The sequence below is a fragment of the Aquihabitans sp. McL0605 genome (assembly GCF_049993875.1).
Classification (GTDB): domain Bacteria; phylum Actinomycetota; class Acidimicrobiia; order Acidimicrobiales; family Iamiaceae; genus Aquihabitans.
This window is the reverse complement of record NZ_CP188252.1, coordinates 1,016,711-1,041,975: the sequence shown is the minus strand read 5'-3', so window position 1 is coordinate 1,041,975 and position 25,265 is coordinate 1,016,711. Positions and strand designations below refer to the sequence as shown.

Genomic DNA, 25,265 nt, shown 5'->3' with positions numbered 1-25,265 from the left:
ATGGCGATCGATCCATCCAAGATCCTGCTGGACGGGCGCGTGGCCGTCGTGACCGGCGGCGGCTCGGGCATCGGGCGCGGCGTCGCCGAGGGCCTGAAGGCGTTCGGTGCCCACGTCGCCATCTGGGAGAAGGTCCCCGAGGCGTGCGCGGCCACCGCCGACGCCCTCGGGGTGCTCGGCATCCCCACCGACGTCCGCGACACCGACCAGGTCGACGCCGCCCTGGCCCAGACCGTGGCCGAGCTCGGCCCGGTGACGATCCTGGTGAACAACGCCGGCGGCGTGTTCTGGTCGCCGATCCTCGAGACCAGCCCCAACGGGTGGGATGCGCTCTACAAGGCCAACCTCAAGCACGTGTTCCTGTGCACCCAGCGGGTGGCCCGGGGCATGGTCGACGCCGGGCTGAGCGGCAGCATCATGAGCGTCACGTCGATCGAGGGCGTCCGGGCCGCCCCCGGCTACGCCGCGTACGCCGCCGCCAAGGCCGGGGTCATCAACTACACGAAGACGGCCGCGCTCGAGCTGGCCCCCCACGGGATCCGGATCAACGCCCTCGCCCCCGACATCACCCTCACCGAGGGCATCCAGGCGGTGGCGCCCCCGGGCTCCGAGGAGAGGTTCGGGTTCACGGTGCCGATGGGCCGGGCCGGCCACGTCGACGAGATGGCCGGCGCGGCCGTGTTCCTGGCGTCCGACCTCTCCAGCTACATCACCGGCCAGACCATCCACGTCGACGGCGGCACCGACGCGGCGGGCGGCTGGTACCACCACCCGCAGACGGGCGCCTACTCCCTGGGCCCCACCGACTGATCGCTCGCCGCGCCGGCGTCATCGAGCAGTTCCAGCAGGGGCTCGAGGTCGGCGAGCATGCGCAGCGTGTCGTTGAGGTGGGTGCAGGTGCTCACACCGGTGAACTCGGTGCGGACGCGGGCGCGCACGTCGCCGATGGGCGTGCCGGTGAGCCGGTCGGCGCTGGCCAGGGCGCCGGGGCACTCGATCCACGGCAGCACGCGGGCGGTGGCCTCGATGGCGACGAACGTCCGTCGGGCGGCGTCGATGCGGCCGGTGACGAGGTACTCGTGCACCACCTCCTCGTGGGCGTGCTCGTCGGCGTAGCTGTCGCGGAAGTGGGCCTCGAAGGCGTGGGTGGCGCCCCCGGGCGCGGCGTCGGGCCACAGGTCGAGGCTGCGCCGTCGGCGCGTCGCGTTGGCGGGCAGCGCGCTCAGCGGGTGCCAGCCCCGGGGATCGTCGTCGCGCTCGAGCGTGGGGGCCGGCGGGCCGATGGGCATCGGCATGTCGTCCTGCTCGCGCAGCGCCGTGATCATGGTGGCGTCGGAGGCCCAGCCCGAGCAGATGTCGGCGATGGCGAGCATGTGCTCGCGCATCGCTGGACCGGCCATCAGGTCGGGGTGCGACCGCTGGAGCGCGATCCCGGCCACCAGCGCGGCGCCGGGCATGTCGTCGACCAGCAGGTAGAGCAGCGTGCGCCGGGCGGCGTCGTCGGGGAGCGCGTCGAGGGCGCGCTGCCGGTAGCCGCTGGCCACGGGTGCGCCCACGAGCTCTTGGAGGCCGGCGACCTCGGGCACGGAGCCGATGGCCAGCAGGGTGCGCGCCACGTCGGTGGTGCCGGTCAGCACCACCTCGTCGACGACCTCGCCATCGGCGGGGCCGGTGGCGCCGACGGGCGTCACCAGATCACGGGCCCGGGCCTCGATGCGGACGTCGGCGAGCAGGCCGTCGGGCCGGGTGGAGTCGATCGACGAGGTCCGGCGCACCGACCCGGCCCGGCGGGCGGGGCTGGCGGGGAGCGGATCGTGGGGCCCGGCCCGGTCGGGGAGGATCAGCACGTTCGGGACCGTCGGCTCACTGCAGGCGCGCCGGCCAGCCCGGCGCCCCGGGGGCGAGGGCGGCCGAGGCGGCGGTGACGTCGTAGGGGGTGGGGAACCGGGTGGGGCCCGCCGGCGTGCGGTGGCGCGCGGCCGGGGCCGCCACCCCGATGGCGGGGGAGGTCATCCCCGAGCCCAGCCCGAGCAGGGCCGCGGCGCGCAGGAGCCGGTGCAGGGCCCCCGTGGGCTGCTCGGCGGTGGTGCGGATTGCGGTCACATTCGTCCCCTGACGTGACTTCCCCTGGGGCCGACGGTACTCGACCGGTCCCGCCGCGGCCCCGTCGGCGGGGCCGCCGGGTCAGGCCCGATCGAGGGCCCGGCCGTGCTCTGCGAAGCGGGCCTGGAGGGCCTCGAAGTCGGCCGCGGTGAAGGGCTCGTAGGCGATCGCCCGGCCGTTCCGCCAGAAGATCGGGTCGTCGGTGAACCACCGCTCCCGCTGGAGCCTCCGACGGTCGATCTTGTTGGTGGCGCCCACCGGCAGGGTGGTGATCCGCACGTACCGCGGCGACCACTTGGGGGCCAGGTCGTCCTGCTCCTGGAGGAAGGCGGCGAAGGCCTCGGGATCGAACGCGGCGCCGTCGGCCAGCTCGATGGCCGCCATGACCTGGTCGTCGGCGGTGCGCTCGTCGGGGACGCCGTAGACCGCCACGGCGGCCGCTCCGGGGAAGCGGACGAGGACCCGCTCGATGGGCGCGGTGGCGAAGTTCTCGGAGTCGACGCGCAGCCGGTCGCCCTGCCGGCCGGCGAAGTAGAAGAAGCCGTCGGCGTCGACGTAGCCCAGGTCTCCGGTCCAGAACCACCCGTTGCGCGCTCGCTCCGCCGTGGCTTCGGGGTTGCGGTAGTAGCCCTCGAAGCGGCCCAGGGCGTTGAGGCCGACGATCTCGCCGATGGCCTCGTCGGCGTTGGTCATCCGACCGTGCTCGTCGAAGGTGGCGGTGGGGCAGACCTCGTTGGTCTCGGGGTCGACCACGGCGGCCTCGACCCCCTCGGGCGGGCGGCCCAGCGCGTCCTTGGGCATGCCGGGCGCCGGCGCCATGATCACGGCGTTCTCGCTGGACCCGTAGCCCGCGATGCACGAGATGCCGAACCGCCGCCGGAACTCCCGCAGGTCGGCGGGCGACGATTCGGGCGCCAGCCCGTACTTCACCGAGTGGTCCTTGTCGTCGGGCCGCTCGGGGGTGGCCAGCACGTACCCGATGGCTCGCCCGACGCTGGTGAAGAACGTGGCGCGGTAGCGGCGCAGGTCGTCGAGGAAGAGCGACGCCGAGAACCGCTCACGGAGGGCGATGGTGGCGCCGGTGGAGAGCGCCGGGAACACGATGGCGCCGAGCGCGTTGCCGTGGAACAGCGGCATGGCGCAGTAGAGGACGTCGTCGGGCGTGAACCAGAAGGCGGCGTTGGCCGACTCGGCGGCGCGGCCGTTCGACATGATCACCGCCTTCGGCGCGCTGGTGGACCCCGAGGTGAAGATGAGCAGCAGCGGGTCGGAGGGAGCGATCGCCTTGGGGGCGGGCATGCGGTCGGCGGCGGCCAGCTCGGCGGCCCACGCGTCGCGGCCCACGTCGATGACCGGGATGCCGCCGAGGTCGATGCCGTCGAGGAGGGGCGCGTGGCCGGCGTCGGTGAGGACGAGGGCCACATCGGTGTGGACGATGTCGCGGCCGAGCTCGTCGCCCCGGCGGGTGTTGTTGAGCCCCACTACGGTGACGCCGGCCTGGGCGGCGCCGAACAGGGCGAACAGGTAGGCGGGGGCGTTCTCCATGAGGAGGCCCACGTGGCGGATGTCGCTGACGACCAGGCGGTCGAGGGCGGCGGCGTAGCGGTCGCTCTCGGCCACCACCTCCGCCCACGTCCAGACCTGGTCGTCGAGCAGCAGGCCGGCGGAGTCGTCGTGGCGACGGAGGTCGAGCAGGTCGGCCAGCGTGGCGGGCGCGCCGCCCATCGTGCTCCGCGGTGCTGGCTCGGTCATCGGTGTCTCTCTGGCCGGGTCGAGTGGCTGCGGCAGGGCCTCAGATCGGGGCGAGTCTGCCATGACGGGCGCGCCGGTGCGGCCGTCATCGGCGACCGGTTCTGGGGCGTGGCGCGATCCGCTCGGCGGGCTGCGGACCGAGGGTCAGGAATCGGTGGGGCCGGCGCGGGTTGGCTCGATGGGCGAGCGGCCGCCGCGGCTGCCAGACGGGCGAGACGCGCCGTCCCAGACCGGGGCGGTGACGCCCGGGGGAGGCTCATCCTGGCCGTCGGCCGCCCTGCCGCCTGCGGAGTGGACCGGGGGCTCGGGCGGGTTGCGCTGGAGGTGGAACTGGAGGCGGTCGAGCCGTTCACCGGTGGGCGGGAGGAGCTCGGGCCGGGGCAGGCCTGCGGCTCGAGCAGCCGCGGGAGCGTCGGGGTGTGCCGGGCGGATCGACGGGCCGACCGGGTTCATCTGCCGGCCGCGGGCATCGGAGAAGATCACGCCGTCTCCGGTGTGGCGGGGGAGGTCGGCGTGGCCGGCGATGCCGAGGAGCCCCTGGTGGTGCAGCGAGTGGTGGCGACGGCACAAGGTGAGGAGGTTCCAGGTCTCGGTGACCCCGCCGTCCTCCCAGTGGATGATGTGGTGGACGTCGAGCCCGGTGGTGCGGTGGCAACCGGGAACGGCGCAGCCGCCATCGCGGTGCTCGATGAGGCGGCGCAGCCGCCGGTTCACGATGTGGGTGGCTCGACCCATCGCGACCGGCGCGGTGCCCTGGTGCAGCGTGGCCCGCAGCCGGGCGTTGCACAGGACCAGGCGCCGCTCGCCGTGGGGGAGGGGCAGGCCCAGGTGGGCCATGAGCTCCGGTCCGTGGAGGCCGGCCTGCAGGTGGACGTGGACCAGGTAGCGATCGGTGCCGGGGCGGACGGCTTCTCCAGCTCGGAGGGCGGTCTCGGCCAGGGCGACGGCCGCGTCGGCCAGGGTCACCCGCTCCGGCTCCTCGCCCTCGAGCGTCTCGGCCTTGGCCTGGCGCTTGAGGTCTTCGTGCATCGCCGTCAGCGCCTGATCGACGACGGCCCCCTCGGCCTCGGGGAGGCGGAGGCGACCCCACCAGCCGTGCTCATCGACGCCCGTGGCCACCTCGCGGCGCTCCCGCCGCTCGCCATCGGGCTTCGGGTCGGCGTAGTGCGGCAGGGCCTGGCGCAGCTGCCTCACGGTGCAGCACGACGCCACCCGAGCCGCCGACTCGTCGTACTCGGTGGGGACGTGGCGGGCGATCTGCGCGGTCTGGTCGACGGTCAGGCCGCCGGTGCGGAGGGCCGCGACCGAGCAGGGCAGCCCGTCGACCCGTTCCGCCACCCGCACCAGGTCGGCGGCGCGCTCCGGCGCGGTGCCGGTCCGCAGCGCCACCCAGTCGGTCGAGGACAGGCCGCCGAGGCCGGGCTCGCCCAGCGCGATGCCCTCGGCCACCAGGGTGACCATCGCCCCGTGGGCGACGTTGATCACGCCCTGCAGCTCAGCGAGCCGATCGACCAGCACCTGCCCGCGATCCGGCGACGGCGCACCGTCGGCATCGGAGCGAGGAGGAGGAGGCATGGACCCACCCTAGTCCGAGAACGAACAGGTGTTCGATCGTTTCAGATAGTTTCAGATGGTTCCCTACGCGACCAAACGGGGATGGACTGCTAGCGCCTGGTCAGGAGGAACGACGAGGCCAGCGGGCCGCCACCGGCCGCGGCGATCGCCACCTCGGGATCGCCGGCCACCTGGCGGTCGCCGCCTTCGCCCCAGAGCTGGGTGCAGGCCTCGTGGAGGAAGCCGTAGCCGTGGAGCCGCCCGCCGGAGAGCTGGCCGCCGTTGGTGTTGAGCGGCAGCGAGCCACCACCCGACGCCAGGGGCCGTCCGGCTTCGAGGTACGGGCCGCCCTCGCCGTGCTCGCAGAAGCCGAGGGCCTCGAGCCAGCACAGGGTGATGAACGTGAACCCGTCGTAGAGCTCGGCCACGTCGACGTCGGCGGGGGTGAGGTCGGTGCGGTCCCACATCATCGTGGAGGCGTCGCGCAGGGCCATCGTGGTGAGGTCGTCGAACTGGTCCCACGAGGGTCGGCCGTGCAGCGCGGTGCCCATGGCCTCGATGCGGATGGGCTCCTTGCGGAGGTCGGGCGCCGAGTCGGCGCGCGACACGATCACCACGGTGGACCCGTCGGCGGGCACGTCGCAGTCGTAGAGGCCGAGCGGCCACGACACCAGCCGGGCGTTCAGGTAGTCGTCCATGGTCATCGGGTCGCGGTAGATGGCCTTGGGGTTGAGGGCGGCGTTGGCCCGGCCGTTGAGCGCCACCTGGCCCAGCTGCTCGCGGGTGGTGCCGAACTCGTGCATGTGGCGCTGGGCCATCATCCCGATCCAGTTGGCGGCCGACGCCGCGCCGTAGGGCAGCGTCCACTGCAGGAAGCCGCTGGCGCGGTACCCGCCCCCGCCGCCACCTCCGGTGGTCACCGCGGCGCGACCGCGGTCGCCCTGCGCCGAGGCCTCCCAGACGGTGCGGAAGCACAGCACGTGGTCGGCCAGGCCGGCAGCGACGGCGGCGACCGCGTTGGCCACCGAGCCCAGCTGGCCGGGGAGCTCGACGCCGCCCGCGAACCAGTCGAGGTTCAGGCGCAGCGCCTCCTGGAGCTCGACGACGCCCACCCCGGAGAAGCCGGGCGGGATGCTCATGGCGCCGGGGTAGGTGGAGATGCCGTCGATGTCGTCGCGGGTGAGCCCGGCGTCGGCGATGGCGGCGAGGGCGGCCTCGACGGTGAGGTCGAGGGGGTCGCGGTAGAGGCGCCGGCCCACCTGCGACTGGCCCACGCCGGAGATGACCGCGGCGTGCTCGCCGATGGGACGGGGTCGCTTGGTGATGGTCACGACGCCACCTCCGGACGGAAGATCGGGATCCACACGTCGCCGTGCTGCTCGAAGTCCACCGTGACGGCCATGCCGGTGTGGACCTCGTCGGGCTCGCAGCCGAACACGTTGCTGGTGACCCGCAGGCCCTCCTGCTCGGGGAGGGCGATGATGGCGACGACGTACGGCGGGTCGAAGCCGGGGATCCACGGCTGCCAGTTGATGGTGAAGGCGTGGACCACCCCCTTGCCCGACGCCGCGGTGACGTGCAGGTTGCGGCTGAGGCACGACGGGCAGACCGGCCCGTTGGGGTGGAGCCACCACCCGCAGTCGCCGCAGCGGACGAACCGCAGCTCGCCGTCCTTGCCGCCGGTCCAGTAGTGCTCGTCCTCGGGCATGAGGGCCGGGAGGATGCGGAACGGCACGTCGGCCGAGGTGTCGGTCATCGGTTCTTCCATTCTGGGGTGCGCTTCTCGGCGAAGGCCCGGGGGCCCTCCTTGGCGTCGTCGGACGCGAAGACCACGCCCGACAGCCCGTGCTCGATCTTGTAGGCGTCGCGCAGCGTGCCCGACATGCCCCGGACCACCGACTCCTTGGTGGCCCGCACGGCCAGCGGCCCGTTGGCGAGGATGCGGTCGGCCCAGCTCCGGGCGGTGGCTTGGAGCTGGTCGGGCTCGACCACCTCGTTGAGCAGGCCCAGCTCCAGGGCGCGGCTGGCGGGGAACGCCTCGGCGGTGAGCAGGAACTCCATGGCCGCCGCGTAGGGGAGCTGGCGGGGCAGGCGGGCGGTGGTTCCGCCACCGGCGAAGAGCCCCCGCTTGGGCTCCATGACGCCGAACGTGGCGCGGGGCGTGGCGATGCGGATGTCGATGCCGCCCAGCATCTCCATGCCGCCGGCCACGCACGGCCCGTCGACCGCGGCGATGATCGGCTTGTAGAGCTTGGCGTTGCGGAGCACGGCGTCGGTGCCGTCGGAGAGCTTGCAGCCGTCGATCTCGGTCACCTCTCCCTTGGTGATCTGCTCGGAGAGGCGGGTGATCTGCGGGACGTAGTCGCGCAGGTCGGCGCCGGCCATGAAGCAGCCGTCGACGCCGGTGACGATGGCCACCCAGAGGTCGTCGTCCTCGCGGAACCGCCGCCACGCCGCGGCCAGGTCGCGGAAGTGGTGGAGGTCCATCGCGTTCTTCCGCTCGGGCCGGTCGATCGTGATGGTGAGGAGCGGGCCGTCGGGTTCGTAGTGGATTGGCATGGGCGGGACCCTTCCAGGTGGTCTCGGTGGACGGTGGGACAGGTGCGCAGGCGCCGCCGCGCATCGTGGGGCCTCAGATGAACGACGACTCCCGGGTGAGGCCGAGGTCGGGGTGGGCGCCGATGGCGATCGTCTGGGCGTTGCCCCAGCCGCGCAGCCCCGAGGCCTCGTCGTGGAGGTGGACGACGCAGTCCCGGTGCTGGTGGATGCGGCGGGCGACCGCCGGGTCGGCGCAGTCGGTGATGTGCTCGCCGGTGACGTCGAGGGGACCGTGCCACTGGCCGTGGTGGCGGCCGTCGAAGCCGAAGTAGAGGCCGGGGCCGAGGTGGAAGCCGGTGGCGGACGGGACCTCGACGGTGAAGTCGCGCTCGACGCCCTCGATCGTGCGGGTCCGCAGCACGCCGCCGAGGAGCCGGCGGTTGTCGTCCTGGAACCGGAGCTGGGGATCGACGGACGCGAACGACTCGATGGTGCCGTCGGCGTGCTCGATCCCGCCCTGGAGGTGCACGTTGGTGCGCCCGTCGCCGGTACGACGCTGGAGGTACAGGTGCAGCGCCGACCGCGTGCCGTCAGGGGCCTCGAGCAGGGCCGGCATCCAGACGGTGAAGCTGCCGAACGCGGAGATCTTCGGCGGGTACGGGACGTCGGTGGCCGGCGCACCCACCTGGTAGCGGACGCCCCACGAGTGGTCGCGGGTGGAGATCCAGGCCGCCGGGTCGAGCTCGGTGCGCTCCCCGTCGACCTCGACCCAGCCGCTGGCCGTCCCGGTCTGGTGGTAGCGGACCACGTCGGCATCGACCCGGGCGCCGCCGAGGGAGCGGTGCTGCTCGCGCTCCTCCATGGCGGGCGGGACCGCGTGGTGGAACGTCCACTCGAAGCTGACCGGCACGATCTCGTTGGCCTCGAGCGAGAACCGGACCGTGCGCATGGGCTCGACGATCTCGTAGCGGATCGGGCCGATGGTGCAGCGGTCGACGTCGGGGGTGAGGTCGCGGCTGGCGCGGACCGTCCACTGCTCGTCGCCGCGGGAGACCCCGGCGTAGGCGTCGATGACCCCGCGGTTGGCGTACTTGCCCAGGCCGAGCGCCAGCTGCAGCGAGCCGTCCCGCGCGTACGCGGTGGCGCACACCTTCTCCGTCCAGCTCCGATCGTTCTGCGCGACGACCGCGAACGTGTCGGCGAACTGGTGGTTCAGGTGGTCGTCGGCGGGCGTGAGCGGGCCCGTGCCAGTGGCGGCCACCGGGTTCAGCGGCCGACGGAGATGGTCTTGGTCTCCGTGTACTGCTCGAAGCCCTCGATGCCGTTCTGGCGGCCGATGCCGCTCGACTTGTAGCCGCCGAAGGGCGTGTCGGCGCCGTAGAACACGCCGCCGTTGACGGAGACGGTGCCGGTGCGTATGCGCCGGGCCACGGCGAGGGCCCGCTCGTCATCGGCGCTGGTCACGCCGCCCGACAGCCCGTAGATGCTCTCGTTGGCGATGCGCACGGCGTCGTCGTCGTCGGTGAACGGGATCAGGCACAGCACCGGCCCGAAGATCTCCTCCTGGGCGATGGTCATTCCGTTGTCGACGTCGGCGAACAGCGTGGGCTCGACGTAGAAGCCCTTGGGGAGGTGGGCGGGGCGCTTGCCGCCGGTGACGAGCCGGGCGCCCTCGGCCACGCCCTGGTCGATGTAGCCGAGCACCCGCTCGCGCTGCTTGGCGCTGATCTGCGGGCCCTGGATGGTGCCGGGGTCGGTGGGATCGCCGTAGGCGACCGTCTCGAACGAGGCCTTGGCCAGCTCCACTGCCTCGGCGTAGCGCGATCGGGGGATCAAGATGCGCGTCTGCATGGCGCAGCCCTGGCCGGCGTGCATGCACAGGAACCCGACCATCGCCATCGACGACTCGAGGTCGGCGTCGTCGAGGAGGATGCTCGCCGACTTGCCGCCCAGCTCCAGGAACAGGCGCTTCATGGTGGGAGCGCCCGCAGCCATGATCCGCTTGCCGGTGGCGGTGGAGCCCGTGAACGAGATCAGGTCGACGCGGGGGTCGGTGACGAGCTGCTCGCCGATGAGGTGGTCCGACGACGGCACCACGTTGACGACGCCGGCCGGGATGTCGGTCTGCTCGGCGATGAGCCGGCCGATGCGCGTGGCGTTCCAGGGCGTGTCGGGGGCGGGCTTGATGACCATGGTGTTGCCGGCGGCGAGGGCCTGGCCGAGCTTGTTGATCAGGATCTCGAACGGGTAGTTCCACGGGATGATGGCGCCCACCACGCCGGCCGCCTCCTTGACCACCCGCGACGACGTGGGCATGCCGAAGGGCTCGGAGTCGGGAAGGGTGCGCTCCCACTCGAAGCGGTCGATCATGGCGGCCGGCCAGAGCAGGCCGTCCTGCAGCGGGGCGTCGAGCTGCGCCATGTAGGTGACCAGCACCGGCGTCCCGACCTCGGCGACCAGCTCGGAGCGGAACAGCTCCTGCTCGGACACGATGGCGTCGTGGAGCTGGCGGAGGCAGCGCTGCCGCAGGGCGTGGTCGGTGGACCACGTGGTCTCGTCGAACGCCCGCCGGGCCGCGGCGATGGCCCGGTCCATGTCGGCGGCGCTGGCGTCGGCCGCCTGGCCCAGCACCTCTTCGGTGGCCGGGTTGAGGTTGTCGAAGCGGCGGTCGCCCTCGGCGGTCACGAGCTGACCGTCGATGAGCATGCGGACCTCGCCCTCGGCCGTGACCGGGGTGGCGGTGGTGTCGGTGGTGTCGGTCATCTTCTTCGTGCTCCTGGGGTGGTGTCGGCGTCAGCCGACGCGGATGGGGACGTTCGAGTAGCCGGCGACGTTGGTCATCTGCACCCGGCGGAGCCCGTCGGTGTCGACCTCGTAGCGGGGGTAGCGCTGGGCCAGCTCCTCGACGGCGATGCGACCCTCCATGCGGGCGAGCGCGGCGCCGAGGCAGCTGTGGATGCCGTGCCCGAAGCCGAGCGAGAGGGCGGGTGGGCGGGTGATGTCGAAGCGGTCGGGATCGGTGAAGGCCCGTTCGTCGCGGGTGGCCGCTCCGGTGAGCAGCAGGACCGGCGACCGGGCCGGGATGGTGGTGCCGTGCAGCTCGACGTCGCGCACCGTCATGCGCCCCTGGAACTGCGAGGGCGGGAGGATGCGCAGCAGCTCCTCGAACGCGCCCGGGATCAGGGACGGGTCGTCGCGCACGAGCTGCCACTGGTCGGGGTGCCGGCCGAACAGCACGACGGCGTTGCCCACGAGCTTGGTGACGGTCTCGGCGCCGGCCCCGCCGATCAGGGTGCCGAAGCCGGCGATGTCGACGTCGGACAGGCCGACGAGGTTGCCGTCGTCGTCCTCGACCTCCACCTGTGTGAGCCGGCTGAGCATGTCGTCGACGGGGTGGGCGCGCTTCTCGACCGCCAGCTCGTAGAAGTACGTGCCCATGGCGACCATGGCCGCGGTGTTCTCCTCGCCGAACGTCCGCTGACCCACCTCGCGGTGCAGGGCGACGTCGAGCCACAGCCGCACGTCCTGGCGGCGCTCGGCCGGGATGCCGAGCATGCGGGAGATGATCTCGACGGGGAAGTACGCAGCGAACTCGCTGAGCAGGTCGACCTGATCGCGGCCGTCGAGCTCGTCGAGGTAGCCGACGATCACCTCGCGGACCATCGGCTCGAGCCCGCTGATGGAGCGGGGTGTGAACACTCGGCTGACCAGCGCCCGGAGCCGATCGTGCTTGGGTGGATCCATCATGATCAGGCTGTCGATGTCGTGGATGACCTCGCCGGCCAGCAGCGAGTCGAGCTCGATGCCGTAGGCGCTGCTGTAGGTGGACCAGTCGCGGGCGGCATCGACCACGTCGTCCCAGCGCGACAGCGCGTAGAAGCCGATGTCGGCGTTGTGGTGGACCGGCTCCTCGTCGCGCAGGCGGCGGTAGAGGTCGTACGGGTCGTCGAAGTACGTGGCCGAGTACGGATCGAAGTCGATCGGCGCGGGCTCGGCGGCGGGCTCGGTGCTCATGCGGTGGGGCCTCCGGTCAGGGTGGCGGCGAGGGCGGCCATGGCCTCGAGCTGCTCCAGGTAGTGGTCGAGCGAGTGGTGGACCAGCCGCACGCTCAAGGTGGTGGCGCCGATGGCCACCAGGGCGGCGGCCGCGGCCCTGGTGCCGTCGGGGTCGCCGATCGGGTCGTAGGCGCGCCCGGGCTGGAAGACCAGCTCGAGGGGCGTGGGGCGGCGGGCCCACGCGTCGGTCGCTCGGGCCCGGTCGAGCAGCGCCCGGAGGTCGGCGGCGCCGAGCCCGAAGGGCGTCCAGCCGTCGCCCAGCTCGACGGCGCGGCGCAGCGAGCGGCCGGTGCGGCCACCGATCCAGATCGGGACGTGCTCCTGCACCGCGCATGGCTCGACGACCATGCCCTCGTAGGAGGTGTGCGCGCCGGCGAACGACGGGATGGGCTGCGACAGCGACGCCCGCAGGGCGCGCAGCGACTCGTCGGCCCGCTCGCCCCGGTCGTCGAAGGGCACGCCGAGCAGGTCGAACTCTTCCTGCAGGGAGCCCACCCCGACGCCGAGGATCAGCCGGCCGCCGGACACGGCGTCGAGCGTGCCGTAGCGCTTGGCGATCTCGAGGGGGTGGTGGTAGCCGAGCACCAGCACGTTGGTGGCCAGCCGCAGCGTGGTGGTGCGGGCCGCGAGGTAGCCGAACGTGGCGAGCGGATCCCAGTACCGGGCCCCTCGCACCTTCGCCACCTCGACGGGCACGGCCACGTGCTCGCTGCAGGTGAGGTGGTCGTAGCCGAGGTCCTCGGCGGCGCGGGCGATGCGCGCCACGTCGTCGATCGTGCCCTCGTCCTCCCATCGGGCGTGGGCCCCGGGGAGCAGCGTGAGGACCGGGGTGATGATCCCGAGGCGGACCGGCATCGTCACCTCGTCCTGGCCGCGGCCCGCTGGGCGCGGCGCCGGCGGGTGCGCAGGCCGTCGAGCATGAGGTCGAGTCCGAAGCGGAACACCTGCTCGTCGTCGGTGAAGCTCATGGTGGCGACGTCGTCGCCGGCGCTCGCCGTGGCCAGCTCGGAGGTGACGGCGCCGAAGAGCAGGTACGCCATGGTCCGCTGGGTCCGGTCGCTCACCTCCCGGTCGAACCCGGCCGAGCGCAAGATGCCGGTGATGATGCGGTAGAGCCGCTCCTCGTTGGCGTGGCCCTCGGTGCGGACCAGCAGGTGCTCGGCCACGCCGGGGTACCGGAGCAGCACCTCGCGCCCGCCCTCGAACAGGGCGGCCAGCTGCTGGTCCCACGGCCGGTCGTCGGGGGGTGCCGGCACCTGGCCGAGCACGGCGTCGGCGACGAGGTCGAGCAGGGCCCGCTTGTTGGGCACGTGGTAGTACGCGTTCATCGACGAGATGCCCAGCTCGTCGGCGAGCTTGCGCATGCTCAGCGCCCCCAGCCCCTCGCGGAGGGTCAGCTCCAGGGCGGCCTCGACGACGTGGTCGCGGGTGAGCTCGCCGTAGCGCCAGGTGCGCCGGGGAGACGCGGCCGCACCGGCGTCGGTGCGCTCCTCGTCGATGGATGCCATGGCGGTCCCCGGGTCGTCCTGCGGGTGGAGGCTACCGGTCGACGGCGGGCGGGGAGGCTCGCTTGACGACCAACTTGAGCACTGTAAATGTTCGGCGGGCACACGACGAGGAGGATCATGCGCGCGTACGAGCAGCTGTTGATCGGCGGGGCCTGGGCCGACCCGAGCACGACCGGTGCGATCGACGTGGTCGAGGCGCACACCGAGCAGGTGATCGCACGCTTCCCAGCGGCCTCCGACGTTGATGTCGACCGCGCCGTCACCGCCGCTCGACGGGCGTTCGACGAGACCGACTGGTCGACCCAGCCGCTTGAGGAGCGCATCGCCGCGGTCGAGCGGATCATCGCAGCCTTCGCCGCGCGCAGCGACGACCTGGCCCAGGCGATCACGTCCGAGGTCGGCTGCACGTCGGGCTTCGCCCGCGTCGGCCAGGTCGGTGCCCCGCTCGACATCATGCAGTCGTTCGTAGACCTCGCCCGCACGTTCCCCTGGGAGGAGCAGCGCCCCGGGCGCTACCTGCCGTTCATCCTGCGGCGCGAGCCGGTGGGCGTGGTGGCGGCGATCGTCCCGTGGAACGTGCCGCAGGTCCTGATCGCCACCAAGCTCGTGCCCGCCCTCCTGGCCGGCTGCACCGTGGTGGTGAAGGCGGCGCCCGAGGCCGGGCTCGACGCCGCGATCCTCGCCGAGGTGCTGGTGGCGGCCGATCTTCCGCCCGGCGTGGTGTCGGTCCTCACGGGCGGCCCGGCGGCCGGCGCCGCGCTCGTCGCCCACCCCGGCATCGACAAGGTGGCGTTCACCGGATCGGCGGCGACGGGGCGCGCCATCGCCGCGGAGTGCGGCCGCCAGCTCAAGCGGGTGGGCCTCGAGCTCGGCGGCAAGTCCGCCACCATCGTCCTCGACGACGCCGACCTCGACGCCTTCCGCGCCGGCCTCCGGTACACCTCGTTCATGAACAACGGCCAGGCCTGCGCCGCCCAGACGCGGGTGCTCGCCCCGGCCTCCCAGTACGGCGAGATCGTCGACGCGGTGGCCGGCGTCGCCGCCGGGTTGAAGGTCGGCGACCCCTTCACCAAGGGGACCGCCATCGGTCCGATGGTGAGCGCCCGCCAGCGCGACCGGGTCCGCGGCTACATCGACCTCGGCGTGCAGGAGGGGGCCCGCCTCGTGACCGGGGGGTCGTCGGCCCCCGACGACCAGCCCGTGGGGTGGTTCGTCCGGCCGACGGTGTTCGCCGACGTCACCAACGACATGCGCATCGCCCGGGAGGAGATCTTCGGACCGGTGCTCGTGGTCATCCCCTACGACGATCAGGACGACGCCATCCGCATCGCCAACGACTCCGAGTACGGCCTGGCCGGATCGGTCTGGACCACCAGCCCCGACCGTGCGCTCGCCGTCGCCCGGCGGGTGCGCACCGGTGCGTTCGGGATCAACGGGTACGCGCCCGACACCGAGATGCCCTTCGGCGGCTACAAGGCCTCGGGCATCGGCCGCGAATGGGGCGAGGCCGGCCTCGACGAGTACGTCGAGCTCAAGGGCATCAACGGCATCTGACCCGCCGGCGGGCTACGGGTGCGGGAGGTGGGGGACGATGACCGAGCGGACGACCTCGCCGTCGGCCATGGCCCGCGACGGGCGCTTGACGGCAAGTCGAACACCGTACGAAACTCCGGGGCGACCAGCAAGGACCCGTCCTCGCCGGATCCGATCCGAGGAGCACCGATGGCCACCGCTGAGCTCGACGACCTGCAGCTCGACCTGACCAGACCCGGGTTCTACCTGCGTCCCGACTACTTCGAGATCCTGGCCGCCCTCCGCGCCGCCGGGCCGGCGCACCGCACCGTCGACGGCAGCTGGGCCGTCACCCGGTACGACGACATCCGCGCCATCAGCCGCGATCCGGCCCGGTTCGTGTCGAGCCGCGGCGTGCTGATCAACGACCCGATGCGCAACGACGGGAGCGCCGTGCCGAACACGTTCTCGATCCTGCACCTCGACCCTCCGGTCCACGCCACCTACCGCCGCGTGGTGAACCGCCAGTTCACCCCGCGAGCCGCCGCCCGCCTGGAGGGCACCGTGCGCGCCGCGGTCGACGAGGCCCTCGACCGGGTCGATCCCACCGTCGAGCTCGACGCGGTCGACGAGCTGGCCTCCACCGTCCCGATCGCGGTGATCGCCGAGCTGTTCGGCGTGGGCGACGCCGACCGCGACCTCTTCCGCCGCTGGTCCGACGCGGTCATCGCGACCCCCGACGCTGCCGGCGATCCGCTGGCGGCCGGGGCCGACGAGCTCGGCCAGATGGCCGACGTCCTGCTGGCCCACATCGACTCGCCCGCCGGCGACGGCAACGACCTGCTCGCCATCTTGAAGAACGCCGACCTCGACGGCCGGCCGCTCAACCGCTTCGAGATCATGGGGTTCTGCATGACCCTGCTGGTGGCGGGCAACGAGACCACCCGCACGCTCATCTCGGGCGGCATGGAGGCCCTCCACGACCACCCCGACCAGCGCGCCGCCCTGGCCGACGACGCCGACCTGCTCCCCGGTGCGGTCGAGGAGATGCTCCGGTGGGTGACCCCGATCCAGGCGTTCGGGCGCACCGCGGTGGTCGACGTCGATCTGGGTGGCACCACCGTCGGTGCCGGCGAGTTCGTGGTCCTGCTCTACGCCTCGGGCAACCGCGACGAGGCCGCGTTCGGCCCCACCGCCGACCGGTTCGACATCCGTCGCGACAGCACCCCGACCCACGTGGCGTTCGGATTCGGTGAGCACCTGTGCCTCGGCGCCGCCCTGGCGCGGCTCGAGGCCCGGCTGTTCTTCGAGGGCCTGCTCGCCCGCTTCCCGGACTACGAGCTGACCGGCCCGGTCGAGCGCACCCGTTCCACGCTCATCAACGGCGCCGCCCGGATGCCGGTCCGGCTGCGTCCCTGACGGCCCGTCCGCCCCGGGGGCGCCGGTGGGTGCGGGGCCCTCAGCGCGCCGATGCCGGGTGGGCGGCGATCCAGCCCTCGACGATGGCGACCATCGGGTTGGCCTCGCCCGGCGGGAGCGGGTAGCTGACGCCGGCCGCCGCCGAGATCTTGGCCTGGCGGACGTTGATGCAGATCGAGCGCAGCACGCCGAAGATCTCGTGCCAGGCCGGGTCCTGCAGCGGGCGGCCCAGCGCCTCCTCGAGGTCACGGGCCACCTCCTCGGGCGGCGCGAACCCGGGCAGCGGGCCCTGCTGCACCAGCGCCCACAGCACCCGCTCGAGGCCCAGGAACCAGCCGAGGTCCATCTCCGCGGGGCCGATCGTCGCCAGCTCCCAGTCGAGCACCGCGATCGGGTGCCGCTCGTCGTCGAACACCAGGTTCTCGAGGCGGGGGTCGCCCCAGACCAGCGAGGGCGGCGCCACGTCGGCGGGGGCGTGGGCGCGGCACCACGCCAGGATCGCTTCGATGCGCGGCAGCGGCTCGCCGTCGGCGGCCCAGGCCAGGTAGGCGGCCCAGGTGTCGAGCTGGTCCTGCACCCGTCCCTTCCCGTTGCCCAGCAGCTCGTCGAGGCCGACGGCGGCCCAGTCGACGGCGTGGATGGAGGCGAGCACGCGGACCATCTCGCGCTGGGCATCGCGACGCTGCGCCTCGGTGGCCTCGGTGAGCCAGGGGTCGAACAGCGAGGCCGGGCCGGGGATCTGGCCGTCGACGAACGGCATGACGATGAAGGGCACGCCGAGCCAGCGGTCGTCCTCCTCGAGCACGATCGGCCCGGCGGTGGGGATGCCCGCCATCGCGGCCGCCGTCTGGATGCGGGCCTGCAGGCCGAAGTCGTGGTCCGGGAACGACGACGACAGCGGTGGCAGGCGCACCACCAGCCGGGGTCCGGGCGACCCGTCCGCGTTGGGGTGGCAGCGCACGATGATCGTCTCGTTGGAGAGCCCGGCCTTCGGGTGGACGAGCTCGTCGATGCCGGCCGCCACCACGTCGGGCCGGTGCTCGGCGCACCACGCCAGCAGGCCGGATCGCACCTCGGCGAGCTCACGCCGCCCTCCGCTGGTGGTCATCCCGGGGTCCTCCTCGTCGAACTCTGACACTGTACTAATCGGCGTCTAGGGTGGTGAGGGCCATGGTGCAACCTGGATCGCCACCCGGAGCCTCCTCGGCCGGACGTCCGTCCGACGGCGTCGATGCGATCGGCGCCTGCGGTGCGGGCGACGTGGTCGCCGCGGTCCTCTCGCTCTCGGAGGCATCGTCCACGGGCGACGATGCCGGCTACCTCGACTGGCACCTGCACGACCACCTGCCCGAGCAGCACCGCCTCGCCGGCCTGCGCCACGGGGCCCGGTTCGCGTCCACGCCGGAGTGCCGGGCCGCCCGCCTGGCCGAGGGCGGCGAGCTCGACGCGGTCGACCACGTCGTCACCTACCTGTTCGCCCCGCCCGTCGACGTCGCGCTCGACGCGTTCTTCGCCCTGGGGGCGGCCCTGCGCGGTGCGGGCCGCATGCCGGTCTCGCTCCCGTCGGTGCAGGTCGGGGCCTGGTGGGTCGACGCCGCGGTGGCGTCGCCCGCCGCGCTGGTCGGCGCGGCCGTGGTGCCGTGGCGCCCGGCCACCGGGATCCTGCTCGTGGTCGAGCAGGTCGCTGCCGACGCGCCGGCGCCAGGGCTGGCGGCGCTGGTCGACGTGCCCGGCGTGGCGGGCGCCTGGTCGCTGCGGGGGAGCGGCTCGTGCCGGGCGCCCCTCGCCGACACCTCGGGGTACGAGATCACCCTCGCCTACCTCGACGCGCCGCCGCCCGAGGTGGCCGAGCGCGCCGCGCCGGTGCTGCGGGCGCGTTGGGCGCAGGGGTCTCGGACACCGGTCCTCGCCGCTCCGTTCCACACCGTCGACCCGGCCGCCATAGGGCGCTTCCTGCCGAACCAGAGCGCGGAGATCGCTTCGTGACCACCGATCCCCGATCCACCTGCATCATCGGCGTCGCCCAGGGGATCGTCCGCCCCGACGACGGCCCGTCGCCCGAGCCGCTCGACCTCTGGGCCGATGTCGTCACCCGGGCCTTCGCCGACACCGGGGCCGACGGCGTCGGGGCCCGGGTCGACGGGCTGCAGGTCGTGTTCTGCCAGAGCTGGGACTACGACGACCCGACCGGGCGCCTGGCCGCCCGGCTCGGCATCGCCCCGCGCCTGCGTCGCTACTCCGGCATCGGCGGCACCACCCCGCAGCTCCTCGTCGACCAGGCGGCCGCCCGCCTCGCCGCCGGCCAGACCTCGGTCGAGGTGGTCTGCATGGGTGAGGCCATCGCCACCGTCAAGAGGTCGTACCTGGCGGGCGGTCCGCCGGCCTGGAGCTACCCGCCCCCGGTGAAGGTCCGCTTCCCGTTCGAGGCTCCCGCACCCGCCGGCGAGAAGGCCCACAAGATCCGTGATGCGTGGCTCACGTTCGCCCTGCGCGACGTGGCCCGGCGCGCCGCCGCCGGCGTCGACCCCGCCCGCTACCAGGCCGACCTCGCCGTCATGATGAGCCGGCTCACCGAGGTGGCCGCCACCAACCCGTACGCCTGGTTCCCGTTCGAGCAGGACGCCGCCCAGGTGGGCGAGGTCCGCGCCGACAACCGCTACGTGGCCGAGCCCTACACCAAGCGCATGTGCTCGATGCTCGACGTCGACCTGTCGGCCGCCGTGGTGGTCACCACCCACGAGGTGGCCGATGAGCTCGGCGTGCCCGCCGATCGGCGGGTGTACCTCCACGCGTCGGCGTACGGCGAGGACCCGCTGGCCATCGCTGCCCACCCCGACCTGGCCCGCTCCGAAGCCCTGCCGCTCGTGACCGGGCGTGCCTTCGGCGATGCCGGCGTGGGGATCGACGACGTCGCCCACCTCGATCTCTACAGCTGCTTCCCGGCCAGCCTCGGGTTCGCCAAGGACGCGCTCGGCCTCGCCGACGACGATCCCCGGCCGCTCACCGTCACCGGTGGCCTGCCCTACGCCGGCGGCGCCGGCAGCGGGTACCTGGTCAACGCCCTCGCCGCCATGACCACCACCCTGCGCGACGACGCCGGGTCGACCGGGCTCGTCACCGGCATCGGCATGCACCTGACCAAGCACATCGCCGCGGTGTACTCCACCCGACCGCCCGCCTCCGGCACGCGCACCGCCGACCTCGGGGCCGTGTGCGAGGCCCCGGTCCAGATCGTCGATCAGCACGAGGGCGAGGCCACGGTGGCCGCCACGGCCGTCGTCCACGGCCGCGACGGCGAGCCCGCCTGGGCCCCGGTCATCGTCGACGTGGCGCCCGGCGTGCGGACCTACGCGATCAGCACCGATCCGTCGTGGCTCCTGCGGGCCGGCACCGACGAGGTGGTCGGAACCACCGTCGGCGTCCTCACCGACCCCCGCGGCTTCAACCTGGTGCACCCGATCGACTGACCGGGCGCACCGCGGTCAGCGCCGGGCCGCCACCAGCTCGAGCAGCTGGCCGTCGGGGTCCCGGACGAGCACGGCCGCCTTCACGTCGGTGTCGCGGAGCACCTCGCCGCCGAGCTCGACGATGCGCTCGCACGTCTCGGCCAGGTCGGTCACCGTGAACGAGATGTGGGTGAGGCCGGGCTCGGTCATCGACCGCTCCCGGTACGGGGCGTTGCCCTCGCGGTCGAAGTGGAGCAGCTCCAGCACGAACGAGCCGCTCCCGAGGTAGACAGCGGTGAGGTGCGGGTCGGCGACCTGCAGGAGCGTGCCGGTCACCCCATCGGGGGGTGACAGCTCGCGCAAGCGCTCGAAGCCGAAGGCGCCGACGTAGAAGCGCTCGGCGCGCTCCAGGTCGGTGACGCAGATCCCGAGGTGCGACACGGTCATCGGGCGAGCGTACGGCGCCGGCCGCTCGCCGGCCGCGACCAGCCCGACGGCATGGTGCGGGCAGAACGGTGTAGTCGGCACACGGTCGTGCCCCCCACCTGGCCGGTCGTCGGGCAGCGCCGTTGCGCCGCCCCTAGCGTTGGCCCATGGCCCGCACCGCAGCAACGGATCCCCGATGAGCACCACGGTCCCCGAGGCCGAGGCGTCGACCACCGCCGCGCCCTACGGCGCCGCGCCGATGAAGGCGGTGCGGGTGCACTTCCCCGGGCGCGACGTGACCGTCGGCCCACTCGGTCACCTGGCGGCCGAACGGCACCGGCTGGCCGAGCTGACCTGGGAGCACTTCGACGCCGCGCCGCAGAGCGCCACCATCGGCGCCGAGATCAGCGGCATCGACCTGCGCGCCGACCTCTCCGATGCCGTGATCGCGGAGCTGCGCCGGGCGCTGTGCGACTACAAGGTCCTCTTCTTCCGCGACCAGGCCGTGACGCCCGCCGAGCACGTGGCGTTCGCCCGCCGGTTCGGCCCGCTCGAGCTCCACCCCTTCATCACCGGTCACGACGAGCACCCCGAGCTGGTGCGCTTCGCCAAGTCGGCCGACGTGGGCGGGTACGAGAACGGCTGGCACAGCGATGTGAGCTGGCGCGAGTGCCCGTCGATGGGGGCCATCCTCCACGCCACCCAGGTGCCGCCCACCGGCGGCGACACCCTGTTCGCCGACATGTACGCGGCCTACGAGGGCCTGGACGACGACGTGAAGGAGCAGATCGACGGGCTCACCGCCGTGCACGACTTCGTCCAGGTGTTCGGCCGCACGCTCGACGACGAGGCCCGCGAGAAGATGCGCGCCGAGTACCCGCCCGTGGAGCACCCCGTGGTCCGCACCCACCCGGAGACCGGGCGCAAGCTGCTCTACGTCAACCACTTCTTCGTCCGCCACATCGTGGGGATCGAGGCGGACGAGAGCGACCGCCTGCTGATCCAGCTGTGCCGCGAGGCCGCGCAGGTGGAGTACCAGTGCCGGTTCCGCTGGACCCCCGACGCCGTCGCCTTCTGGGACAACCGCGCCGTGCAGCACTACGCCTCGTCCGACTACTGGCCCGACGTGCGGATCATGGAGCGCGCCAGCGTCGTCGGCGACCGCCCGCACTGATCGCCGTCCCAGCGGAACCGCAGGCAGCCGCCTGGGTCAGCGGGGCTCGTCGCCGCGGAGGGTGACGCGCTGGATGACGCGGTGAGCGTCGCCGAAGTCTCCGGTGACCGCGTGCTGGGTGGAGCGGTTGTCCCAGAAGCCGATGTCGCCCGCGCCCCAGTGGTAGCGGACCGTGTACTCGGGCTTCACCGAGTGGGCGTAGAGGTAGGCGAGCAGGGCATCGCTCTCGTTGAGGGTGAGCTCCTTGATCCGGGAGGTGAAGCCCGGGTTCACGAAGAGGATCTCCTCGCCGCTCTCGGGATGGGTGCGCACGACGGGGTGCTCGACGGGCTCCAGCGCCGTGAAGGTCTCGCCCTCCCACCGGCCTTCGCCCACGAGGTCGAGGATGCCCTGGAACTGGTCCTTGCCGTCGTGGACCGCGGTGAGCGTGCGCAGGAGCCCCTGGAGGGCCGGGCTGAGCCCGGCGAAGGCGGCGATCTGGTCGGAGAACAACGTGTCGCCGCCGTACTCCGGGACCACCACGGCCCGCAGGATCGAGCCGAGCGGCGGGCGCTTCACGAACGTCACGTCGGTGTGCCAGGCCACGCCCCGCTCGTAGGTGGCCACGTCGCCGTAGGTGGCGTAGAGCTGGCCGGCGGCGGTGTAGTCGATCTCGAAGACCTCGGGGTTGCCGGCCACGCCGGGGATGACCGGGTGCCCTTCGGTGGGCTCGCCGAAGAGGCGGGCGAACGCCAGGTGCTCGGCCGGATCGAGGTGCTGGCCGGGGAAGAACACCACCCGGCGCTCGATCCACACCTGGCGGATGGCGGCGACGGTGTCGGCGTCGAGGTGGCGCACGTCGACGCCGCGGATCTCCGCGCCGATGGTGCCGGACAGGTTGCGCACGTCGAGGTCGACGCGCGGCGTGGTGAGGGTCATGGCTGGATCTCCTGGAGGGGTTGGTGGGAGGCGGGGGCCGGATCGGCGGAACGGGTGCGGTGGGAGCCCTCGGCGGCCTCGTCCACGCCCAGCTCGACGAGCAGGCGGGAGCGGAGGGCGATGACCTCGGCGTGGCTTCGCAGCCGGGGGCTCGGTGCGTCGACGGTGGCGTCGAGCGAGAAGCGGCCGTCGGTCAGCACCAGGACGCGGTCGGCCAGGAGCACGGCCTCGTCGACGTCATGGGTGACCAGCAGGACCGCGGGCGCGTGGCGGGCGTGGAGCTGCTGGACCAGGGCGTGCATGCGGATGCGGGTCAGGGCGTCGAGCGCCCCGAACGGCTCGTCGAGCAGCAGCAGCTTGGGCGACCGGACCAGGGCACGGGCCAGGGCGGCGCGCTGGGCCTCGCCGCCCGACAGCGTCTTGGGCCAGTCGCCCTCGTGCCCGCCGAGCCCGACCTCGTCCAGCGCGGCGCGCCCGGCGACGGCGGCATCGGCCCCCGACCCGTCGAGACCGAGGGTGACGTTGTCGAGCACCTTGGCCCACGGCAGCAGGCGGGGGTCCTGGAACACGACCGACCGGGCGACCGGGACGGTGATCTCGCCGGTGACCCCGCGATCGAGTCCCGCCAGCGCCCGCAGCAGCGTGCTCTTGCCCGAGCCGCTGCGCCCGAGCAGGGCCACGAACTCCCCAGGTCGCAGGTCGAGGTCGAGGCCGCGCAGCACCTCGCGCTCGCCGAAGGTGCGGCGGACGACGCGGATCGACACCACGGTGCCGTCGGCGGTGAGGGCCTCGCTCGTGGTGCTCATCGGCCCGGCTGCCAATCGAGGAGGCGGCGTTCGACGAGCCGCACGGCGCCGTCGGTCAGGAGGCCGAGGGTGGCGTAGATGAACAGGCCGAGGATCAGCACGTCGGTGTGGCCGAAGAGCGACGCGTCCGACATCACCTTGCCGAGCCCGCTGGTGGCGTTGATGGTCTCGGCGAACACCAGGAGGAGCCACGCGATCGCCACCGACATGCGCAGGCCGACGAGGAAACCGGGGAGGGCGCCGGGCAGCACGACCTTGCGGATGAGCTGGCGCTTGGAGAGGCCGACCACGTCGGCCAGCTCCCGGTACCCCGGGTTCAGGCTCTTGATGGCCGTCGTGGTGTTGATGTAGATCGGGAAGGCCACGCCGAGCACGATCATCGTGACCTTCACGGTCTCGCCCACGCCGAGCCACACCACCAGCAGCGGCTGGAGGGCGATGATCGGCACGAAGCGGAAGGCCGAGATGTTGGTGTCGATCAGGTCGTCGCCCAAGCGGGAGAGCCCGGCCACGAGGGCCAGCGCGGTGCCGATCGGCACGCCGACCGCCAGGCCCCAGCCGACCCGCTGGATCGACGCCCACAGCGCCGCCGGCAGGGTGCCGTCGCGCCACAGGTCGATGCCCACGGTGATGACCGTGCCCGGCTTGGGCAGGGTGTTGGTGCTGATCCAGCCGACGTTGGTGGCCAGCGCCCAGCCACCGACGATGAGCAGCACGCCGAGCAGGCGCTCGACGCCGCGGGGGATGCCCCAGCGGCGCTGGGCGTCCTCGTCGCGGCGGCCCGTGGGGAGGGCGACCAGCTCGACGCCGGTCTGGCCGTACCGGCCGTTGGGCTCGGGCTCGGGGTCGCGGGTGGTGGGGGGCACCGGGTCGGGCGCGCCTCCGGGTGCGTGGGCCAGGCGGTGGCTCGGGCCGGCCACCGCGTCTCGCAGGGTGCCGGTCATGAGCCCTGCGCCTCGGCGACGATGTCGTTGAACCGGCCGTCGAACTCCGGCCCCACGTCGATCTTGTTCGGGATCTGGCCGGCGGCGACGAACTGGTCGGCCAGCTGCTGCTGGGGCTCGAGCACCTTGCCCGGGAGCGGGAAGAAGGTGGTGTCGCCGTTGCCGCCGTTGACCAGCTCGGTCGCCCGGTCCGGCGTGAGCCCGTACTGCTTCACGAACACCGCGGTGGCCAGGGCGGCCTTGTGGTCGTTGAGGTACTGGAACGCCTTGACCAGGCGCCCGGTGTAGTCGGCGAGGGCGGCGGTCTTGCCGGCGTCGTCGAGCGTGGCCTGGGCGGCGATGAGGAACGATGCCCGGTCGGTGATGGCGCTGGGGCTGATGCCCACCGTGGCCTTGGGGTGGTCGGCCAGGAACAGGCTGATGAGCGGCTCGGTGGTCACGCCAGCATCGGCAGAGCCGCCGGCGAGGGTGGCGTTGATCTGCGTGATCGGCACGTCGACCGTGGTGATGTCGTCGAGGGTCAGCCCGGCCTCGTCGAGGCCACCAAGCACGGCGGCCTCGGCCGAGGTGCCTCGCTGGTAGGCCACCTTCTTGCCCTTCAGGTCGGCCCAGCTCTTGACGGAGCCGTCGACGCTGATGACGCCGCCGAGTCCCTTCTCGGGGGCCCAGCCCGCCACCGCCGTGATGTCCTGCCCAGAGGCCTGGGCGAAGATGAGCGGCGTGCTGGCCACGAAGCCGGCGTCGACGGATCCGCCCTTGAACGCCTGCAGCATCGGTGGCCCGCCCACGAACGAGGCGTAGTCGACCTTGTAGTCGAGGCCCTGGTCCTGCCCGGACACCTCGAGCACCGTCTTGAGGTAGTCGAGCTGGTCGCCGATGTGCAGCGTGGTCCCGGCGGGGATGGTGGCGGGCACGGTCACCTGGGCAGCCGTGGTGGTGGGGTCGTCGGTCCCCGCGTCAGCGCGGGTCGAGGCGTCGGAGCTGCTGCAGGCGCTGAGGAGGCCTATGGCGAGCGCACCCACGAGGAGCAGCGCGGAGGCAGAGCGGGAGGGGCGGGCGAGGGGAAGGGGGCGGTGCAAGGAACTATCTCTCTATTCACGATGGGATTGG

24 protein-coding genes are annotated in these 25,265 nt (G+C 73.0%); 6 read left to right on the top strand and 18 right to left on the bottom strand.

Annotation, left to right across the window (positions count from 1 at the left end; genetic code table 11):
- Window positions 1-810: an SDR family NAD(P)-dependent oxidoreductase gene (locus ACPPVX_RS04705; protein WP_426573736.1), complete on the top strand. Its 810-nt coding sequence runs from the start codon at window positions 1-3 to the stop codon at window positions 808-810.
- Here the strand turns inward: ACPPVX_RS04705 and ACPPVX_RS04700 are convergent.
- The 12 genes from ACPPVX_RS04700 to ACPPVX_RS04645 all read right to left on the bottom strand — a co-directional run bounded on the left by ACPPVX_RS04700 (window position 786) and on the right by ACPPVX_RS04645 (window position 13,510).
- Window positions 786-1,847 carry a DUF2889 domain-containing protein gene (locus ACPPVX_RS04700; RefSeq protein WP_426573735.1) on the bottom strand — a complete coding sequence of 354 codons (1,062 nt, stop codon included), beginning with the start codon at window positions 1,845-1,847 and terminating at the stop codon, window positions 786-788. The two genes, ACPPVX_RS04705 and ACPPVX_RS04700, sit on opposite strands and share 25 nt — an antisense overlap.
- Before the next feature lie 16 nt (window positions 1,848-1,863).
- Window positions 1,864-2,103, bottom strand: coding sequence for a hypothetical protein (locus ACPPVX_RS04695; RefSeq protein ID WP_426573734.1), 240 nt, complete (start codon window positions 2,101-2,103; stop codon window positions 1,864-1,866).
- An 81-nt stretch (window positions 2,104-2,184) separates the two neighbouring features.
- On the bottom strand, window positions 2,185-3,855 hold the full coding sequence (locus ACPPVX_RS04690; RefSeq protein ID WP_426573733.1) for an AMP-binding protein: 1,671 nt from the start codon (window positions 3,853-3,855) through the stop codon (window positions 2,185-2,187).
- Between the two features lie 144 nt (window positions 3,856-3,999).
- Complete coding sequence (locus ACPPVX_RS04685; protein ID WP_426573732.1) at window positions 4,000-5,430, bottom strand: DUF222 domain-containing protein; 1,431 nt, start codon at window positions 5,428-5,430, stop codon at window positions 4,000-4,002.
- 89 nt (window positions 5,431-5,519) lie between these two features.
- Window positions 5,520-6,740 carry a thiolase family protein gene (locus ACPPVX_RS04680; RefSeq protein WP_426573731.1) on the bottom strand — a complete coding sequence of 407 codons (1,221 nt, stop codon included), beginning with the start codon at window positions 6,738-6,740 and terminating at the stop codon, window positions 5,520-5,522.
- Window positions 6,737-7,165: a Zn-ribbon domain-containing OB-fold protein gene (locus ACPPVX_RS04675; RefSeq protein WP_426573730.1), complete on the bottom strand. Its 429-nt coding sequence runs from the start codon at window positions 7,163-7,165 to the stop codon at window positions 6,737-6,739. The genes ACPPVX_RS04680 and ACPPVX_RS04675 overlap by 4 nt, the downstream gene beginning before the upstream one ends.
- Window positions 7,162-7,968, bottom strand: coding sequence for an enoyl-CoA hydratase/isomerase family protein (locus ACPPVX_RS04670; protein WP_426573729.1), 807 nt, complete (start codon window positions 7,966-7,968; stop codon window positions 7,162-7,164). The genes ACPPVX_RS04675 and ACPPVX_RS04670 overlap by 4 nt, the downstream gene beginning before the upstream one ends.
- Before the next feature lie 73 nt (window positions 7,969-8,041).
- On the bottom strand, window positions 8,042-9,208 hold the full coding sequence (locus ACPPVX_RS04665; RefSeq protein ID WP_426573728.1) for a hypothetical protein: 1,167 nt from the start codon (window positions 9,206-9,208) through the stop codon (window positions 8,042-8,044).
- A gap of 5 nt (window positions 9,209-9,213) precedes the next feature.
- Window positions 9,214-10,710 carry an aldehyde dehydrogenase family protein gene (locus ACPPVX_RS04660; RefSeq protein ID WP_426573727.1) on the bottom strand — a complete coding sequence of 499 codons (1,497 nt, stop codon included), beginning with the start codon at window positions 10,708-10,710 and terminating at the stop codon, window positions 9,214-9,216.
- Between the two features lie 30 nt (window positions 10,711-10,740).
- Window positions 10,741-11,961, bottom strand: a complete 1,221-nt coding sequence (locus ACPPVX_RS04655; protein ID WP_426573726.1) for a cytochrome P450 — start codon at window positions 11,959-11,961, stop codon at window positions 10,741-10,743.
- The gene (locus ACPPVX_RS04650) at window positions 11,958-12,857 is read right to left on the bottom strand and encodes an LLM class F420-dependent oxidoreductase (RefSeq protein WP_426573725.1); all 900 of its coding nucleotides are present in this window, start codon (window positions 12,855-12,857) and stop codon (window positions 11,958-11,960) included. The genes ACPPVX_RS04655 and ACPPVX_RS04650 overlap by 4 nt, the downstream gene beginning before the upstream one ends.
- Window positions 12,858-12,859: 2 nt before the next feature.
- Window positions 12,860-13,510: a TetR/AcrR family transcriptional regulator gene (locus tag ACPPVX_RS04645; protein WP_426573724.1), complete on the bottom strand. Its 651-nt coding sequence runs from the start codon at window positions 13,508-13,510 to the stop codon at window positions 12,860-12,862.
- Window positions 13,511-13,627: 117 nt separating this feature from the next.
- On the opposite strand from ACPPVX_RS04645, the gene ACPPVX_RS04640 reads away from it, so the two are divergent.
- Window positions 13,628-15,064: an aldehyde dehydrogenase gene (locus ACPPVX_RS04640; protein ID WP_426573723.1), complete on the top strand. Its 1,437-nt coding sequence runs from the start codon at window positions 13,628-13,630 to the stop codon at window positions 15,062-15,064.
- Between the two features lie 168 nt (window positions 15,065-15,232).
- Window positions 15,233-16,441, top strand: coding sequence for a cytochrome P450 (locus ACPPVX_RS04635; protein ID WP_426573722.1), 1,209 nt, complete (start codon window positions 15,233-15,235; stop codon window positions 16,439-16,441).
- A gap of 40 nt (window positions 16,442-16,481) precedes the next feature.
- On the opposite strand, the gene ACPPVX_RS04630 is transcribed toward ACPPVX_RS04635, so the two are convergent.
- On the bottom strand, window positions 16,482-17,549 hold the full coding sequence (locus ACPPVX_RS04630) for a phosphotransferase family protein (protein ID WP_426573721.1): 1,068 nt from the start codon (window positions 17,547-17,549) through the stop codon (window positions 16,482-16,484).
- Window positions 17,550-17,611: 62 nt separating this feature from the next.
- Between ACPPVX_RS04630 and ACPPVX_RS04625 the strand changes: the two genes are divergently transcribed.
- Complete coding sequence (locus tag ACPPVX_RS04625) at window positions 17,612-18,427, top strand: hypothetical protein (RefSeq protein ID WP_426573720.1); 816 nt, start codon at window positions 17,612-17,614, stop codon at window positions 18,425-18,427.
- Window positions 18,424-19,908 (top strand): acetyl-CoA synthetase, encoded by a 1,485-nt coding sequence (locus ACPPVX_RS04620; RefSeq protein WP_426573719.1) that lies wholly within the window; start codon window positions 18,424-18,426, stop codon window positions 19,906-19,908. Before ACPPVX_RS04625 ends, ACPPVX_RS04620 begins: the two co-directional genes overlap by 4 nt.
- A gap of 15 nt (window positions 19,909-19,923) precedes the next feature.
- Here ACPPVX_RS04620 and ACPPVX_RS04615 read toward each other — a convergent pair whose 3' ends face one another.
- Window positions 19,924-20,334 carry a VOC family protein gene (locus ACPPVX_RS04615; RefSeq protein WP_426573718.1) on the bottom strand — a complete coding sequence of 137 codons (411 nt, stop codon included), beginning with the start codon at window positions 20,332-20,334 and terminating at the stop codon, window positions 19,924-19,926.
- 175 nt (window positions 20,335-20,509) lie between these two features.
- Between ACPPVX_RS04615 and ACPPVX_RS04610 the strand changes: the two genes are divergently transcribed.
- On the top strand, window positions 20,510-21,487 hold the full coding sequence (locus ACPPVX_RS04610) for a TauD/TfdA dioxygenase family protein (RefSeq protein WP_426573717.1): 978 nt from the start codon (window positions 20,510-20,512) through the stop codon (window positions 21,485-21,487).
- Between the two features lie 36 nt (window positions 21,488-21,523).
- Here ACPPVX_RS04610 and ACPPVX_RS04605 read toward each other — a convergent pair whose 3' ends face one another.
- From ACPPVX_RS04605 to ACPPVX_RS04590, 4 genes are read right to left on the bottom strand one after another with little or no spacing between them, the layout of a single operon-like run.
- Window positions 21,524-22,405 (bottom strand): TauD/TfdA dioxygenase family protein, encoded by an 882-nt coding sequence (locus tag ACPPVX_RS04605; RefSeq protein ID WP_426573716.1) that lies wholly within the window; start codon window positions 22,403-22,405, stop codon window positions 21,524-21,526.
- Window positions 22,402-23,211, bottom strand: a complete 810-nt coding sequence (locus tag ACPPVX_RS04600; protein ID WP_426573715.1) for an ABC transporter ATP-binding protein — start codon at window positions 23,209-23,211, stop codon at window positions 22,402-22,404. The genes ACPPVX_RS04605 and ACPPVX_RS04600 overlap by 4 nt, the downstream gene beginning before the upstream one ends.
- Window positions 23,208-24,155 carry an ABC transporter permease gene (locus ACPPVX_RS04595; RefSeq protein WP_426573714.1) on the bottom strand — a complete coding sequence of 316 codons (948 nt, stop codon included), beginning with the start codon at window positions 24,153-24,155 and terminating at the stop codon, window positions 23,208-23,210. Before ACPPVX_RS04595 ends, ACPPVX_RS04600 begins: the two co-directional genes overlap by 4 nt.
- The gene (locus tag ACPPVX_RS04590) at window positions 24,152-25,234 is read right to left on the bottom strand and encodes an ABC transporter substrate-binding protein (protein WP_426573713.1); all 1,083 of its coding nucleotides are present in this window, start codon (window positions 25,232-25,234) and stop codon (window positions 24,152-24,154) included. Before ACPPVX_RS04590 ends, ACPPVX_RS04595 begins: the two co-directional genes overlap by 4 nt.
- Window positions 25,235-25,265 lie beyond the last annotated feature (31 nt).